General features: G+C 66.7%; 15 protein-coding genes. 8 read left to right on the top strand and 7 right to left on the bottom strand.

The genetic code is table 11. The annotated features are described in order from the left end of the window. The first annotated feature begins 219 nt into the window (after positions 1-219). Both rpsB and tsf read left to right on the top strand, forming a co-directional pair. Complete coding sequence (rpsB, locus tag BLT64_RS16320; RefSeq protein WP_011749962.1) at positions 220-1,005, top strand: 30S ribosomal protein S2; 786 nt, start codon at positions 220-222, stop codon at positions 1,003-1,005. A 97-nt stretch (positions 1,006-1,102) separates the two neighbouring features. Then, positions 1,103-1,993, top strand: coding sequence for a translation elongation factor Ts (gene tsf / locus BLT64_RS16325; RefSeq protein ID WP_011749961.1), 891 nt, complete (start codon positions 1,103-1,105; stop codon positions 1,991-1,993). Between the two features lie 82 nt (positions 1,994-2,075). Here the strand turns inward: tsf and BLT64_RS16330 are convergent, their stop codons facing one another. The 4 genes from BLT64_RS16330 to BLT64_RS27400 form a co-directional block, all read right to left on the bottom strand. Then, positions 2,076-2,948, bottom strand: coding sequence for a LuxR family transcriptional regulator (locus BLT64_RS16330; RefSeq protein ID WP_011749960.1), 873 nt, complete (start codon positions 2,946-2,948; stop codon positions 2,076-2,078). 65 nt (positions 2,949-3,013) lie between these two features. Continuing rightward, complete coding sequence (locus BLT64_RS26465; protein WP_128493052.1) at positions 3,014-3,253, bottom strand: hypothetical protein; 240 nt, start codon at positions 3,251-3,253, stop codon at positions 3,014-3,016. A gap of 325 nt (positions 3,254-3,578) precedes the next feature. Beyond that, on the bottom strand, positions 3,579-4,454 hold the full coding sequence (locus BLT64_RS16335; RefSeq protein WP_011749957.1) for a hypothetical protein: 876 nt from the start codon (positions 4,452-4,454) through the stop codon (positions 3,579-3,581). Positions 4,455-4,726: 272 nt separating this feature from the next. Next, positions 4,727-5,308: a GGDEF domain-containing protein gene (locus BLT64_RS27400; protein WP_254777242.1), complete on the bottom strand. Its 582-nt coding sequence runs from the start codon at positions 5,306-5,308 to the stop codon at positions 4,727-4,729. 141 nt (positions 5,309-5,449) lie between these two features. Here BLT64_RS27400 and BLT64_RS27405 point away from each other — a divergent pair, with 141 nt between their 5' ends. Beyond that, positions 5,450-5,737 carry a hypothetical protein gene (locus tag BLT64_RS27405; protein WP_254777243.1) on the top strand — a complete coding sequence of 96 codons (288 nt, stop codon included), beginning with the start codon at positions 5,450-5,452 and terminating at the stop codon, positions 5,735-5,737. On the opposite strand, the gene BLT64_RS16345 is transcribed toward BLT64_RS27405, so the two are convergent. Both BLT64_RS16345 and BLT64_RS16350 read right to left on the bottom strand, forming a co-directional pair. Continuing rightward, positions 5,686-6,255 carry a heme NO-binding domain-containing protein gene (locus BLT64_RS16345; protein ID WP_011749955.1) on the bottom strand — a complete coding sequence of 190 codons (570 nt, stop codon included), beginning with the start codon at positions 6,253-6,255 and terminating at the stop codon, positions 5,686-5,688. The two genes, BLT64_RS27405 and BLT64_RS16345, sit on opposite strands and share 52 nt — an antisense overlap. 37 nt (positions 6,256-6,292) lie before the next feature. Continuing rightward, complete coding sequence (locus BLT64_RS16350) at positions 6,293-8,446, bottom strand: ComEC/Rec2 family competence protein (protein WP_011749954.1); 2,154 nt, start codon at positions 8,444-8,446, stop codon at positions 6,293-6,295. 149 nt (positions 8,447-8,595) lie between these two features. On the opposite strand from BLT64_RS16350, the gene gltX reads away from it, so the two are divergent. From gltX to BLT64_RS16370, 4 genes are all read left to right on the top strand, one after another. Then, entirely contained in the window at positions 8,596-10,002 is a 1,407-nt protein-coding gene (gene gltX, locus BLT64_RS16355; RefSeq protein ID WP_011749953.1) for a glutamate--tRNA ligase, read from the top strand. A gap of 54 nt (positions 10,003-10,056) precedes the next feature. Continuing rightward, positions 10,057-11,349: a citrate synthase gene (gene gltA / locus BLT64_RS16360; RefSeq protein WP_011749952.1), complete on the top strand. Its 1,293-nt coding sequence runs from the start codon at positions 10,057-10,059 to the stop codon at positions 11,347-11,349. A 68-nt stretch (positions 11,350-11,417) separates the two neighbouring features. After that, on the top strand, positions 11,418-11,798 hold the full coding sequence (locus tag BLT64_RS16365) for a DUF1284 domain-containing protein (RefSeq protein ID WP_011749951.1): 381 nt from the start codon (positions 11,418-11,420) through the stop codon (positions 11,796-11,798). Between the two features lie 151 nt (positions 11,799-11,949). Further along, positions 11,950-12,603: an SDR family NAD(P)-dependent oxidoreductase gene (locus BLT64_RS16370; RefSeq protein WP_041530387.1), complete on the top strand. Its 654-nt coding sequence runs from the start codon at positions 11,950-11,952 to the stop codon at positions 12,601-12,603. Here BLT64_RS16370 and BLT64_RS16375 read toward each other — a convergent pair. Then, entirely contained in the window at positions 12,600-14,033 is a 1,434-nt protein-coding gene (locus BLT64_RS16375) for a cobyric acid synthase (protein WP_011749949.1), read from the bottom strand. The two genes, BLT64_RS16370 and BLT64_RS16375, sit on opposite strands and share 4 nt — an antisense overlap. A gap of 71 nt (positions 14,034-14,104) precedes the next feature. Between BLT64_RS16375 and secG the strand changes: the two genes are divergently transcribed. Then, on the top strand, positions 14,105-14,632 hold the full coding sequence (gene secG, locus BLT64_RS16380) for a preprotein translocase subunit SecG (RefSeq protein WP_041530386.1): 528 nt from the start codon (positions 14,105-14,107) through the stop codon (positions 14,630-14,632). The last annotated feature ends 109 nt before the right edge of the window (positions 14,633-14,741 follow it).

The raw sequence follows: 14,741 nt of genomic DNA on the forward strand, positions 1-14,741 counted from the left end.
AATCTGCGGTTGACGCGAGACCGCAAGCCGCCGCATTCCGGTGGCAATCTTGCGAAACCGGCGCATTTCCGGTCGCCGGGGCTTGCATTCCGGGCGCGAAGGGACTATCTCGCGCGCACTTCACAGGCGGGGTCGGGCCCCGGAGGGAGACATCCTTCGACGGTCCACCGGTTGGGGCAAGCCCCTGAAAGCCCCGCCAAGGCGCAAACCGGAAAGGACATGGACATGGCGCTTCCCGAATTCTCCATGCGTCAGCTGCTTGAAGCTGGCGTTCATTACGGCCACCAGACCCAGCGCTGGAACCCTCGCATGGCCGAGTTCATCTATGGTGAACGCAACGGCATCCACATCGTCGACCTGACCCAGACCGTGCCGATGCTGGACGCGGCGCTGCAAGTCGTGCGCGACACCGTCGCCAAGGGCGGCCGGGTGCTGTTCGTCGGCACCAAGCGTCAGGCGCAGAAGGCCGTCGCCGATGCGGCCGAGCGTTCGGCGCAGTTCTACATGAACCACCGCTGGCTCGGCGGCACGCTGACCAACTGGAAAACCGTTTCGCAGTCGATCCAGCGCCTGAAGGCCCTGGACGAGACGCTGGGCTCGGGCGCCGAAGGGCTGACCAAGAAAGAGCGCCTGCAAATGGAACGCGAGCAGGCCAAGCTGCAAGCCTCGCTGGGCGGCATCCGCGAAATGGGCGGCCTGCCCGACCTGCTGTTCGTCATCGACGTGAACAAGGAAGACCTGGCCATCGCCGAGGCGAAGAAGCTGGGCATCCCGGTCGTCGCCGTGGTCGATACCAACTGCTCGCCCAAGGGCGTTGACTATGTCATCCCAGGCAACGACGACGCCGCCCGCGCCATCGCGCTTTACTGCGACCTCGTCAGCCGCGCCGCGCTGGACGGCATGACCGCCCAGATGGGCGCCGCCGGCGTGGACCTTGGCGCGCTGGAAGCCAGCGTCGAGGAAGAGCTGACCGGCGAGACCGCTGAAGAAGCCGCCGAAGCCTGATCGGACAGGGCCCGGACCGGGCCGCGACAGGTTTACGGAACATTCATCAGGCGGGGATAAACCCCGCCTGACGCATTGAAAAGCAAGGAGACTCCCGATGGCTATCACCGCTGCTATGGTGAAAGACCTGCGCGAAACCACCGGCGCGGGCATGATGGACGCCAAGAAGGCGCTGACCGAAACCAATGGCGACATGGAAGCCGCCATCGACTGGCTGCGCACCAAGGGTCTGGCCAAGGCCGCCAAGAAATCGGGCCGCGTCGCCGCCGAGGGCCTGGTGGGCGTCGCCGTCCGCGCCGGCCGCGGGGTCGCCGTCGAACTGAACTCGGAAACCGACTTCGTCGCCAAGAACGCCGATTTCCAGCAACTCGTCCGCGATATCACCAATGTCGCGCTGGATGCCGCCACCGATGTCGAGGTGCTGAAGGCCACCCACCTGAACGGCCGCCCGGTCGATGATGTGCTGACCGACGCCATCGCCCGCATCGGCGAGAACATGACGCTGCGCCGGCTGCACGCGCTGGAAGGCGACACCATCGTCTCCTACGTGCATAACGCCGCCGCCGAGGGCATGGGCAAGATCGGCGTGCTGGTCGCGCTGAAGGGCGATGCCGCCAAGGCGCAGGAAATCGGCAAGCAGATCGCCATGCATATCGCCGCGACCAACCCGGCCTCGCTGTCGGAAGCCGATCTGGACCCGGCCCTGGTCGAGCGCGAGAAATCGGTGCTGAGCGAGCAGGCCCGCGAATCGGGCAAGCCCGAGGCGGTGATCGAGAAGATGATCGAGGGCCGGATGAAGAAGTTCTTCGAGGAGGTGACCCTGCTCGGCCAGAAATTCGTCATCAATCCCGACGTGACCGTCGCCCAGGCCGCGCAAGAGGCCGGCGTCGAGGTGACCGGCTATGCCCGCGTCGTGGTCGGCGAAGGCATCGAGAAGAAGGAAGAGGATTTCGCCGCCGAGGTCGCCAAGACCCGCGCCGGCGCCTGATCCGCCCCAACAGCCGAATTGCGAGCGCCGGCCCCATCGGGCCGGCGTTTCGCATCATGCGCCCGCGCGCGGCCGTCGCGGTTCAGATCGCCCGGCAGACCGCGGGCGCCACGGCCACCCGCCGGATGCCATGGCCATGCCCGTTTTCCGTTCCCGGCGAGGGAAGGTCGAATGGGCGATTCTCCGGTATCTTGCGCGACTCTGCGGCGGAACCTGAGATCTGCTTGCTGCTGGCGGCCAGCAGGATTGCCTGGGCTGTAGTCTTTGCCCCCAGCGCCCTGCGCGCCAGCCGCAGATGCTTTTCCACCGTGGCCGGGGTCACCTCCAGGATCTGGGCGATCTCCTGCGTGGTATGCCCGGCCGAGATGCATTCCAGCACCTCGCGCTGCCGCAGCGTCAGGACGCATTCGCGCTCGGCATGAGGCAGGGTCGAGATGCGCAGGTGCATGACCCCGCTCAGCGCCCCGACAAGGCGGCCATGCTGTGCCCAAAGCGCGTCCAGCCGGTCCTGCCGCATCCCGATCGTGCCGCTGACGATCACCCCGGCGCGGATCCGCTCCACATCGTCGCCCATGCCGACCGCATAGCCGGCGACATGGCCGTAGCGGGCGAAAACGTCCATCGCGCGCTCCTCCCGCGGGCTCAGGCGTCCGGCCAGCCGGCATCGCTGCATCCAGTCCCAGCTTTCGCTGCCCCTGTTCTGGATGATCCATCGATGCATCGGCGCGCTTTCGAACAGATCCAGCGAAGCAAGCTCCTGCATCAGATACGGCGAATAGCTGGAAAGAAGCACACCATCGTCAAGCATCCGCCCACAGGGCGGCTCGAGAATCCGCACCGCACGGTAGGACACATTGGGAAAACCCAGGCTGGCCAGTCGCGCGAAATAATGTTGCCAGACCGCCGCCGTCGAACGCGCCGCCAGGATGATCTCGATGTCTTTCAGAAGCTCCATGTCGATCGAACTCTTCCCCCAAATTCCTTAGAATAAATTGCACCGTAGCCAGTGCCATTGAAATATTATTGCCGAGAAGCTGCAAGGATCAATGCACCAAGCGCGTCCTTTTCAGCATGACGCTTGGTCAACAGGATTGACGGATCGGGGAAATCGCCTTGATAATATAAGGAAATCATTGGCAGAGCGCCCAAATACCCTGCCTTTGGGGTGATTTTCGTTGCCGACTTGCCGGTTCCGCCCCTTGGTGGTTCGCGGCAAGAAACAGCCATGGGAATTCTTTCGAGAATCACGCGATCAATCATCACATCGCAACGGAAAAAACGCGAGAATGCGTGATACCTGCACCCGGCGGAATATCGGGGCGTCGCACCCGGCCACACGACCCGGTCGCTGCGGCCTCGCGCAAGGCCGAGAATACCTGAAACCGCCCGGTTTCAAGCAGGGCCAGTATTCCGAAGAGAGCGGCGCCGGCATTCATCGCCATGCAACCCGGAGCCTGCGCAATGTTGCCGGGCCGCACACCTGATGATCGGCCCATATTTGCGGGCGCCTTCCCGACCGGCACGCCTCGCCGTCACGGGATCGCCGATTGCGGCGAGAACCAGAGACTGGAGCGGCGGGACGGGTTCAGGGGGTGAGAAACTCGACCCCCGGCAAGGCAGCGATCTCGGCCATATCGGCATCATAGGCGGCGGTGATGCGGTCGACCATCTGCTGAGTCCAGCCAGGCAGGTTCAGTTCGACCTCGATCTGCTCGGGCTGGGCGTGTTTCTCCAGCGCGGCGGCAAAGATGCGGCGGCGGCTTGCAACGGTCAGCCGCTCTTCCTGCGCCATCGCCTCGCGGATCATGCGGATGCCGTCGGGATGCAGGATGTCGCCCAGGATCTGCAATCCGGCCTTGAGCGGCACATCGGCCGGCATGGTCGAGATGCTGCGCACCACCTCGGGCCAGATCAGCGAGGTATCTTCATGGCACCAGACCACCAGGCGCCGGCCTGGCAGGGCGGCCAGGATGCGCCGGATCGCCGGGCCCCAGCGCAGCGCCTCGGGGTCGACGCCTGCCATCAACTCGGCATAGCTGCCGCTGCCCTCCTGCGAGAGGATGAAGGAAACCAGCGTCGCCGGGTTCTTCAACCCCAGGAAGAACTCGACCTCGGCGCTGGGAAACAGGTTGGCCAGCGCCGCCATCTTCTCGCCGGCGGCGGCATAGAGCCCCTCGGGCGAGATCGCGCGCGACGCCTTGCCCAGAAAGGTCGGGGTGCTGCAGATGACGCGGCGCGGATTGTCCGAGTTCAGGATCGCATCCAGCATCACCTGTTCCATCTCGGGCGTGGCGGGACCGCCCCGCAACGCGCTCAACGCCTCGTTGAAGACCTCGTGATGCCGGTTCGGGGTCACCGGCTCGACCCCGTTGCGCAACAGCCAGTCGCGGTTCTGCAACAGCGTCTTGACCATGCGATAGAGATCCGTGCCATGAACCCCGCAATGAAAGACGACCTGCATACCCACAACTCCTGACTCGTTTCGGCGACACAGTAGCCAGCAATCCGTGCCGCGGAAACCTCATGGTTGAGTCCCCCGCGACACCGCACTGCCGAAGCACCGGCCCATCCGCCACCGCAGCCCGACAACCGAAGGGGCATCGGCGGCGGCTCCACGGTGGCGCCGAGACGGCGCAGCATGCGCAAGACAGGCAGTGCAACCGACAGCGCGGCGTCCTGACCGGGCTTCGCGATGCGCGACAGCCGCACCGGGTACCATCCAATCACCGCAACTCACAACGCCACCCTGCCCCTGCCGGAGATCTTTGCCCGGTAAAGCGCTGCATCCGCGAGTTCGAACAGCTGATGGGGCAGCACGGCTGGCTTGCTGTCGGAAACCGCGATGCCGATGCTTGCCGAAATCCTGCCCGAGCCGGGACCGGCCTCGACGGAACCGATCCTGCCGATGATCCTCTTGCAGATGTTCAGGGAATCCGCCGCCGGCCAGTCGGCAAAGATCAGCGCCAGGAACTCGTCGCCTCCCGCGCGGCAAACCCTGTCGCCGGAACGCACCTCGGAGGCCAGGGCCGAGGCCACCCCGACCAGGACGCGATCCCCCGCGGCATGGCCGAATTCGTCGTTGATATTCTTGAAATGGTCGAGATCCAGATGAACCAGGGCAAAAGGTCTTTTGTCCCTCTGATCGAATGCCCTGGAGAAGGCGATGTCGAATCCACGCCGATTCAGCAATCCGGTCAGGGGATCGGTGATCGACAAAACCTGCGCGCTTTCACGCGCCTCCTCAAGGCCGATGTTGACGCGGGACAGTTCGAGCAGCGCGGCACGGTTCGCCTCGTGCAGAAACAGGAACTCCATGGCCAGGTCCGATGGCGGAAAGTCGGAATCGTTCAGCCCGAATCTTTGCACCGCCGAGGAAAGGCATATCCCAAACCCCAGGTTGAGCATGGCGCGTTCCGGCGAGACATGGACGCCATGCCCGCGCAGGGAAACATCCCCGTGATGACGCATCTGCAAGAATATCCGCCTGCCGCAGCCCAGATGGGAAAACAGATCCTTGAAAGATATCCGATGACCCAGGTTATCGGCTGGAATGAAAACATCCTCCAGGCGAACAGCGCCTCGCAACAGCTTGGCAAGCGTCCTTCCCCGGGAAACCATCACGCCGGCACGATCCAGCATGAGATGCATGGGCATCAACGCCGCCAGATCGCGAATGTCGATCACCGCGTCCTTCAAGGCCGCACCTGCATCGGCGAAAGTTCGAAGCGGCGGCGGCCGGAGTAATCGGGCAGGACGACATCGATCTCGATGCGGTCCCGGGCGACCGAAATGATCACCAGCGAGCCGTAATCATCCGCCATGCCCCTCAGCATGCCGGCCATGACCCGCATCAGGCCCGACTGGTGCGATTCGGCGATTATCCGATAGCGCCCCCGTGCGTCCGACAGCACCGCGAAACCCGGAAGTTCGAGATCGGGGATCACCAGCTTGACGCGCCCCGGCAACTCTCGCAGCGATTCGACGAATTCCTCGAAACTCGCGCCGCCGAATCGCAGCAGCCTGCGGATCTGCTCCTGGCGGCTCAGCCATGCCCCGACATCCTCAAGCAGTTCACCGGCCGATTTGTCGAGCCGCCTCGCCGAGGCGATCACGATGGAACGCGTGACGCCGTCCGGGCTGTTCCCCCAGGTCAGGAAGCCGTCGGGGTGGACATCGGTTTCGGCGGCCACCTCCTGCCACAGCGCATTGCCATAGGTGCTGCGCAGGAACACCTCGATACAACGATTGACGAGACCATGCATTTCCTGAAACCCTGTTCGGATGAGCCGTCGCTGGCGATCAGTGCCAAATTCGGCCAGAGCCCGGCTGGTCGACGGAAACCAGGCTCGCCCCCCCTTCCGTCAGGAAGATCGCGGTCGCACCACGCTTGCCCAGATATTCGGAATCCAGCACCAGACATTCCTTGCGGGCCTCCGCGCTCATGGAAAGAGGGATGTTCGCGACCAGAATGCCGCCCTCGCGGCAATGGGCGGCTGCATCCTGCGCCGCGCCCTTGCCGGTCAGGTGCCGGATGCGAAGCCGCATGCCGGCCCGGTCGAGAACCGCCCAACGATCAGAGGGCGTGCCCTGCCATAGCGGACGCGCGGCGGCGCCGGCCTGATCGGCGGCATCGCCATCGGCCGCAAGCCAGTTCTCGACCGCAAAGCTGCCGCCCCTTGGCTTCGAGGGTATCCTGCCCGCCGGGGTCAGCACCGCCGCCGCATCGCCCTGGGCCGAGATCAGGACGTCCGGGCGCCTGTCACCCACCCAGAGCAGGGCGGCCGCCGCCAGCAAGGCCAGGCCCGTGCCGCGCCGCCAGAGCAGCACGGGGCGATGCGCCCCGCCGGGAATCGGCCCCAGCACGGCCATCATGGCGCCGATGCCGATCAGCGGCAGAACGGCGCGCGGCGCGGCAGGAAGCAACGTGACCGCGCCGTCCAGATCCGATATCCATTGCGCCACCGTCAGCATCCAGTCCGTTCCGAGACCCATCAGCCACAGCGCCGGCTGCGCAAGGCCAAGCGGCGCCAGCAGCGCCGCAAAGACGCCGCCGGGCATCACCAGCGTGCCGACGACAGGCACGACCAGCATGTTGGCCAGCAGCCCGTATTGTGACATCCGTCCGAAATGGGCCGCGGCGATCGGCGCCGTCACCATGCCGGCGACGAAGGACGAAACGAACAGCATCAGCACCGGCCTGGTCCACCATGGCAACAGCGGCGCAAGCCTCGCCCACGGCTCCTGCATCAGGATAAGCGCTGCCGTGGCGGCAAAGCTCATCTGGAAGCCTGGCTCGGTCAGCGCCTCGGGGTTCAACACCAGCACGATGAGGGCCGCGACCGCAATGGTGCGCAACGATACCGCACGCCGGTCGGCGATGATCGCCAGCAGCATCACCGCCACCATGATGAACGAACGCTCGGTCGCGACGCCGCCGCCCGAAAGCCACAGATACAGCGCCGAGGCGCATAGCGCCCCCGCCGCGGCAAGCTTGTGCACCGGCATCGCCCGGATACCGCCCAGCCCGTGCACGGCCACGCCGGCCAAGCGCAGCGCGGCATAGACGAAACCGGCCAGCATGCTCATGTGCAGACCCGAGATCGACACGATGTGATAGAGATTCGAATCGCGCATGATCTGGTTGGTCCGCTCGGCAATGCCCGAGCGGTCGCCTGTCATCAGCGCCGCCGCGACCGCCCCGGACTGGCCGCCGATCCGGTCCTGCATGGCCTCGGACAGCGACATGCGGATGCGATGCAGCGCCAGGGTGCCGCCATCGGCAGGCAGCTCCACCGTCATCACCGGCGCGCGCGCATAGCCCACGGCGCCCAGCCGCTGGAACCAGGCCATGCGGCGGAAATCGAACCCTCCCGGCTCGGACGGGCCGGCGGGCGGACCCAGATGCGCGGTCAGCATGACGCGCTGGCCGGGCACCGGCAGTTCCTGCGGTGTCAGCAGCGAGATCCGCACCCGCGCCGGCGTGCGGCCGGGTGCAACTCGGTGCAACCGCACCTGATCGATGAGCAGGCGCATCCGGTCGCGCGACGAGCGGTCGATGCCGATCACCCGCCCCTCGACCGGGCCGTAATAGCGGAAATCCAGCACCGGCGCGGCGACCATATGCGTCCTGGCCCCTGCAAGCACCGCCCCCAGCGCGACCAGGAACAGCACGAATACGGCAAGCCGCAGCCGATCCGCCCAGAACCAGCCGAGCCTGCCGTCATCGGCCAGCCGCACGGTCCAGGCCGACAGCAGCAGGCAGGACCCGCCGGCCAGAATCAGCCCCGCATAAAGACCCGGCCCCGGTTCCCGCGGCAGCAGGAACCAGCCCCCGATGCCCAGCGAAAGCCAGAACGGCACCCAGGGCAGCAGCCCCGCCCGGACGCTGACGGAAGGCCGCGGCGCGGCCGCCGCATGCCGCCTTGCACCGGCTGCAAGCACGGGCGGGCGCATTCGCAAAGCGTTTACCGATTCCGTCACCGAAACTTGTCCTTGCCGTGGCACTTGCTTATCTGTGGCGCCAAGATTGGCATGCCGACCCTTTCGAAAGGATTAACGGACATGGCCAATGACCCCGTTTTCTGAAAGTGACCGGATCGCCGATGACTGATTCCCGCCCCGTCGTGACCCGCTTCGCGCCCTCGCCCACCGGCTACCTGCATATCGGCGGCGCGCGGACGGCGCTCTTCAACTGGCTCTTTGCCCGCGGCCGGAACGGAAAGTTCCTGCTGCGGATCGAGGATACCGACCGCACCCGCTCGACCCCCGAAGCGACCGAGGCGATCCTGCAGGGCCTGCGCTGGCTTGGCCTCGACTGGGACGGCGAGCCCGTCAGCCAGTTCGCCGGACGCGAGCGTCATGCCGAGGTCGCCCACGCCATGCTGGAAAACGGCACGGCCTATAAGTGCTTTTCGACCACCGAGGAGATCGAGGCCTTCCGCGAGCAGGCCAAGGCCGAGGGGCGCTCGACCCTGTTCCTGTCGCCCTGGCGCGACGCCGATCCGGCCGGCCTGCCCGACGCGCCCTATGCGATCCGGCTGAAGGCGCCGCGCGACGGCGAGACCGTGGTGCGCGACGCCGTGCAGGGCGACGTGACCTTCGGCAACGCGCAGCTCGACGACATGGTGCTGCTGCGCTCGGACGGGACGCCGACCTATATGCTGGCGGTGGTGGTGGACGACCACGACATGGGCGTGACCCATGTGATCCGGGGCGACGACCACCTGACCAATGCCGCGCGGCAGATCCAGATCTATCAGGCCATGGGGTGGGATATCCCCGTCTTCGCCCATATCCCGCTGATCCACGGGACGGACGGCAAGAAGCTGTCCAAGCGCCATGGCGCGGTCGGCCTGCACGAATATGCCGCCATGGGCTATCCGGCGGCGGCGATGCGCAACTATCTGGCGCGCCTGGGCTGGAGCCATGGCGACGACGAGCTGTTCGACGATGCGCAGGCCAAAGCCTGGTTCGATCTGGACGGAATCGGCAAGGCCCCCGCACGGCTGGATTTCAAGAAGCTGGAACATGTCAGCGGCTGGCATATCGCGCGGATGGACGATGTCGAGCTCTTGGACGAGATCGCCGATTTCCGCGCCGCGACCGGGGCGGAACCCCTGTCCGAACGGCAGGTCGCGCGGCTGCGCCCGGCACTCGGGGCGCTGAAAACCAAGGCGAAAACCCTGCCTGCTTTGCTGGAACAGGCGCATTTCGCCCTGATCGACCGGCCTGTGCAGATCGAGGAGAAGGCGGCGGCCGCGCTGGATATTGTATCCCGTAGTATACTGAAAGAATTGACTGCCGCGGTGCAGAATGCTAGCTGGGGGCGCGACGAACTCGAGGCGGCCGCCAAGCAGATAGGCGAGTCGCACGGTCTGGGGCTGGGCAAGGTGGCGGCGCCGCTTCGTGCGGCCCTCGCGGGGCGCAGTTCGACCCCTAGCGTGTTCGATATGATGTTGGCGCTTGGCCGCGACGAAACGCTGGCCCGGATGCAGGATCAAGCGGGCTGAGACCCGCGCCCATCACCCGGCCCGCGGGCCGGAGACAGGTGAAAGGAACTGGGAATGGCAGAAGGAAAAACCGCAAGGCTGCATCTCGAGGGCAAGGACTACGACCTCGCGGTCCTGTCCCCGACCGCGGGACCGGATGTGGTCGATATTCGCAAGCTCTACGGCGACGCGGGTGTCTTCACCTACGACCCCGGCTTCACCTCGACGGCGTCCTGCGATTCGACGATCACCTATATCGACGGTGACAAAGGCGAGCTGTGGTATCGCGGCTATCCGATCGAGCAGTTGGCGGCGCAATCGCATTACCTCGAGGTCTGCTACCTGCTGCTCTATGGCGAGCTGCCGAACCCCGACCAGTTGCTCGACTTCGAGACCCGGGTCACCCGCCACACCATGGTGCACGAGCAGATGCACTATTTCTTCCGCGGCTTCCGCCGCGACAGCCATCCGATGGCGACCATGGTCGGCGTGGTCGGTGCGATGTCGGCCTTCTATCACGACTCGATCGACATCAACGATCCGGTGCAGCGCGAGATCGCCTCGATCCGGCTGATCGCCAAAGTGCCGACCATCGCCGCGATGGCCTATAAGTATTCGCTGGGCCAGCCCTTCGTCTATCCGCGGAACGAGCTGGATTATGCCAGCAATTTCCTGCACATGTGCTTCTCGGTTCCGGCCGAGCCCTATCATGTCGATCCGGCGCTGTCGCGCGCCATGGACCGCATCTTCACCCTGCATGCCGATCACGAGCAGAACGCCTCGACCTCGACCGTTCGCCTGGCGGGTTCCTCGGGCGCGAACCCGTTCGCCTGCATCGCCGCCGGCATCGCCTGCCTCTGGGGCCCGGCGCATGGCGGCGCCAACCAGGCCTGCCTGGAGATGCTGCGCGAGATCGGCTCGGTCGAGCGCATCCCGGAATTCCTCGCCCGCGCCAAGGACAAGAACGATCCGTTCCGCCTGATGGGCTTTGGCCACCGGGTCTACAAGAACTTCGACCCGCGCGCCAAGGTGATGAAGGAATCGGCCGACGAGGTGCTGGACCTTCTGGGCGTCCACAACAACCCGACGCTGCAGGTCGCCAAGGAACTGGAGCGGATCGCGCTGGAGGACGAGTATTTCGTCTCGAAAAAGCTCTATCCGAACGTCGATTTCTACTCGGGCATCATCCTCGAGGCGATGGGCTTCCCGACCTCGATGTTCACGCCGATCTTCGCACTGTCGCGCACCGTCGGCTGGATCTCGCAGTGGAAGGAGATGATCGCCGATCCGCAGAACAAGATCGGCCGGCCGCGCCAGCTTTACGTCGGCGCCCCCCGGCGCGACTACAAGCCGCTGGACCAGCGCTGAGCGTTCGCGACCAGGATCAGGAACGGCCCCGGAAAAGCTCCGGGGCCGTTCTGCTGCGCCCCCATCACGTGCTTTGCTCGATCGGTTGGCAGGGGCGCGGCTACTCGCCGGATTTCACCGAGAACATGAACGCCATCGTGCATGGCCGGCTGCGCGCCGATCCGCAGACGCCGGTGGTCTTTACGGTCATGGCCGATTCGATCTGCGGCCCCTGCCCCTCGCGGCGCGGCATGGGCTGCACCGCCGACGAGCGGATCGGCAGGCTGGACAGGCGCCATGCCGCGGCACTGGACATCCGCCCCGGCCAGCGCATGACCTGGGCCGAGGCGCAGGCCCGCGCCGCCACCCGCCTGCAACCCGGGGATCTGGGCCGGATCTGCAACGGCTGCCAATGGCTGGGCCTCGGCATGTGCCAGTCCGCGCTGGCGGAGTTGCAACGACCGGAATGAAGGGCGCGCTTCGGCAGCCGGCCCCGCCCTCTGATCCTGCAAGGCAGCCCTGAGGCTGCGCTACGCGACAGGAAAGTCAATGTGACGCACCCCTTTGCAGCCTTGCTCAAGGGGCTTGCGCAGGGCCGCAGCCGATGCGAAATCGACGGCCATGACCGAGCATGACAAAATCGCGCTGATCACCGGCGCCTCGCGCGGCCTCGGCGCCGCTTTGGCCGAAACGCTTGCCGCGCGCGGCTGGCACATCCTGGCCGTCGCCCGCACCACCGGCGCGCTGGAAGAACTGGACGACCGCATCCGCAAGGCCGGCGGCTCGGCCACGCTGGCACCGATGGATGTCGGCCAGCCCGAGGCCATGGTGCAGATGGCGCGGGCCGTGATGGAACGCTGGGGCGGGCTGGATCTTTGGGCGCATACGGCGATCCATGCCGCACCGCTGTCGCCTGCCGGCCATATCGACGCCAAGGATTTCCAGAAATCGGTCGATCTGAACATCGTCGCCACGCGCGGGCTGATCAACCTGATCGAGCCGCTCTTGCGCGCCCGCAAGGGCACGGCGCTGTTCTTCGACGACAAGCGCGCGGGGCAGAAATTCTTCGGCAGCTATGGCGCGACCAAGGCCGGCCAGATCGCCCTGGCCCAAAGCTGGCGGGCCGAGAACGCCTCTCTCGGGCCCCGCGTCGTCATTGCCGAGCCGGCGCCGATGCCGACGGCCGTGCGCGCGCGCTTTTTCCCGGGCGAGGATCGCGCGAAGCTGACCCCCTGCCAGACCGAGGCCGAGCGAATCCTGGCGGAAATCCTCTAGCGCGCCAGCGCGAAAAGCCGGTCGATGTCCAGATGCGCCTCAAGGTGCCCGGCCAGCCGGTCGAGCACCTCATCGACGCCGGCGCCGTAATCCAGCGCCGAGGCAGCGCCGAACTGCCCAAGCCAGGCGGCGCGAAAGCCATCGCCCGAGAAGAGCCCATGCAGATAGGTGCCGGCGACGCGTCCGTCGGGGCTGGTGGCACCGTCCGGCTCGGGGATATGGGCAAAGGGACGGGCGCAATCCGGGCCTTCGCTGCGGCCCATGTGAATCTCGTAGCCCTCGACGGGCTGGCCGAGCGCGCGCCCCGCGATCCGCGTCAGCCGCTTTTCGGGCGCCATGCGGGTCTCGATATCCAGCAGGCCCAGGCCGGGCGTGCTGCCGGGGCTGCCGTCATGGCCCTCGGGATCGTGGATCATCCGACCCAGCATCTGATAGCCGCCGCAGATACCCAGCACCCGCCCACCGCGCCGCAGATGCGCGGCCAGGTCGATATCCCAGCCCTGTTCGCGCAGAAAGGCCAGGTCGCCCCGGGTGGATTTCGTGCCCGGCAGGATGACCAGATCGGCATCGCCCGGCAGGGCATGGCCCGGCGGCACCATGCTCAACCGCACCGCCGGCTCGGCCGCGAGCGGGTCGAGATCGTCGAAATTGGCGATCCGCGACAGCATCGGGCAGGCGATGTGCAGGCCTCCGCCCCCCGAGGCACGGCGCAGATCTACCGCATCCTCGGCCGGCAGCCGCACGGCATCGGGGAACCACGGCACCAGCCCCAGGTCGGGCCAGCCGGTGCGTTCGACGATGAAGCGGCGGCCGGCATCGAACAGCGAGGGATCGCCGCGAAAGCGGTTGATGACGAAGCCGCGGATCATCGCCGCGTCAGCCGGGTCGATCACCGCCTGGGTGCCGACGATCTGCGCGATCACGCCCCCGCGGTCGATGTCGCCGGCCAGAACCACCGGCACGTCGGCAGCGCGGGCGAAGCCCATGTTGGCGATGTCGCGGGCGCGCAGGTTGACCTCGGCCGGCGAGCCTGCGCCCTCGACCAGCACCAGCTCATGCGTCGTCCGCAGCCGCGCGAAGCTGTCCAGTACCGCTCCCATCAGCCGCGCCTTGAGCGCCCCGTAATCCGCCGCCGCCGCCCGCGTCGCGGCACGGCCCTGCACCACCACCTGGGCGGCGCGGTCGGTCTCGGGCTTCAGCAGCACCGGGTTCATGTGGACCGAAGGCGCCAGCCCCGCCGCCCGCGCCTGCAGCGCCTGCGCCCGACCGATCTCTCCCCCGTCGGGGGTCACGGCGGCATTGTTCGACATGTTCTGCGGCTTGAAGGGCGCGACGTCGATCCCGCGCCGCCTTGCAGCCCGGCAAAGCCCCGCCACCAGCAGGGATTTCCCCACATTCGACCCCGTCCCCTGGATCATCAGCGCGCCCATGCCCGCACCCCGCTTGCCAATCCGCGCCTTGGTGACTAGATAGGCGCGTCGCTGAATGAAAGGCCCCAGTGGTGGAAAACATCGTTCTTACCGTGCATCTGATCCTCGCCGTGCTTCTGATCGGGGTGGTGCTGCTGCAACGGTCCGAAGGTGGCGGCCTTGGCATGGGCGGTGGCGGAGGCGGCGTCATGACCGGCCGCCAGGCAGCGAACGCGCTGTCGCGCCTGACCTGGATCTTTGCCATCGGCTTCATCATCACGTCGATGACCCTGACCCTGATCGCCGCGCAGAACGCCTCCAGCGGCTCGATCGTGGACCAGCTGAACCTTGGCGGCACCGAGCAGGCCCCGGCGACCGACCTGCCCGGCATCGGCGACTACACCCCGCCGCCCGGCGCGGGCCAGCCCGTGGTTCCGGGCGCCGGCCAGCCGGTCGCGCCGCCGGCCCCCGCAGGCGAAACCCCCGCCCAGACGCCCGCCGCACCCGCCGAGGGCAGTGCCCCCGCGACCGCGCCGGTGACGCCGCCGCCGGCCGAGGCACCGGCGCAGGACGCCCCGGCAGAGGCGCCGGCGACGACCCCGGCACCGGCCAATAACTGACACCACAGCTTGGGGGCGCGACAGGCGCCCCTTACAACAACTTGCGGTCCGTTGCGGCCACGGGACGAATCGGATATGACTCGAGTCCCGTGATGCTGCCCAGATTCGG

Origin of the sequence: Paracoccus denitrificans (assembly GCF_900100045.1) — a bacterium.
Lineage (GTDB): Bacteria > Pseudomonadota > Alphaproteobacteria > Rhodobacterales > Rhodobacteraceae > Paracoccus > Paracoccus denitrificans.

Excerpts from the sequence above, each read along its gene's own strand:
- BLT64_RS16330 (WP_011749960.1), bottom strand. The coding sequence starts at position 2,948 with ATGGAGCTTCTGAAAGACATCGAGATCATCCTGGCGGCGCGTTCGACG.
- BLT64_RS16345 (WP_011749955.1), bottom strand. The coding sequence starts at position 6,255 with ATGCATGGTCTCGTCAATCGTTGTATCGAGGTGTTCCTGCGCAGCACC.
- BLT64_RS16335 (WP_011749957.1), bottom strand. The coding sequence starts at position 4,454 with ATGCAGGTCGTCTTTCATTGCGGGGTTCATGGCACGGATCTCTATCGC.
- BLT64_RS26465 (WP_128493052.1), bottom strand. The coding sequence starts at position 3,253 with ATGATTGATCGCGTGATTCTCGAAAGAATTCCCATGGCTGTTTCTTGC.
- gltA (WP_011749952.1), top strand. The coding sequence starts at position 10,057 with ATGGCAGAAGGAAAAACCGCAAGGCTGCATCTCGAGGGCAAGGACTAC.
- rpsB (WP_011749962.1), top strand. The coding sequence starts at position 220 with ATGGACATGGCGCTTCCCGAATTCTCCATGCGTCAGCTGCTTGAAGCT.
- gltX (WP_011749953.1), top strand. The coding sequence starts at position 8,596 with ATGACTGATTCCCGCCCCGTCGTGACCCGCTTCGCGCCCTCGCCCACC.
- tsf (WP_011749961.1), top strand. The coding sequence starts at position 1,103 with ATGGCTATCACCGCTGCTATGGTGAAAGACCTGCGCGAAACCACCGGC.
- BLT64_RS27400 (WP_254777242.1), bottom strand. The coding sequence starts at position 5,308 with ATGGAGTTCCTGTTTCTGCACGAGGCGAACCGTGCCGCGCTGCTCGAA.
- BLT64_RS16375 (WP_011749949.1), bottom strand. The coding sequence starts at position 14,033 with ATGGGCGCGCTGATGATCCAGGGGACGGGGTCGAATGTGGGGAAATCC.
- BLT64_RS16370 (WP_041530387.1), top strand. The coding sequence starts at position 11,950 with ATGACCGAGCATGACAAAATCGCGCTGATCACCGGCGCCTCGCGCGGC.
- BLT64_RS16350 (WP_011749954.1), bottom strand. The coding sequence starts at position 8,446 with ATGCGCCCGCCCGTGCTTGCAGCCGGTGCAAGGCGGCATGCGGCGGCC.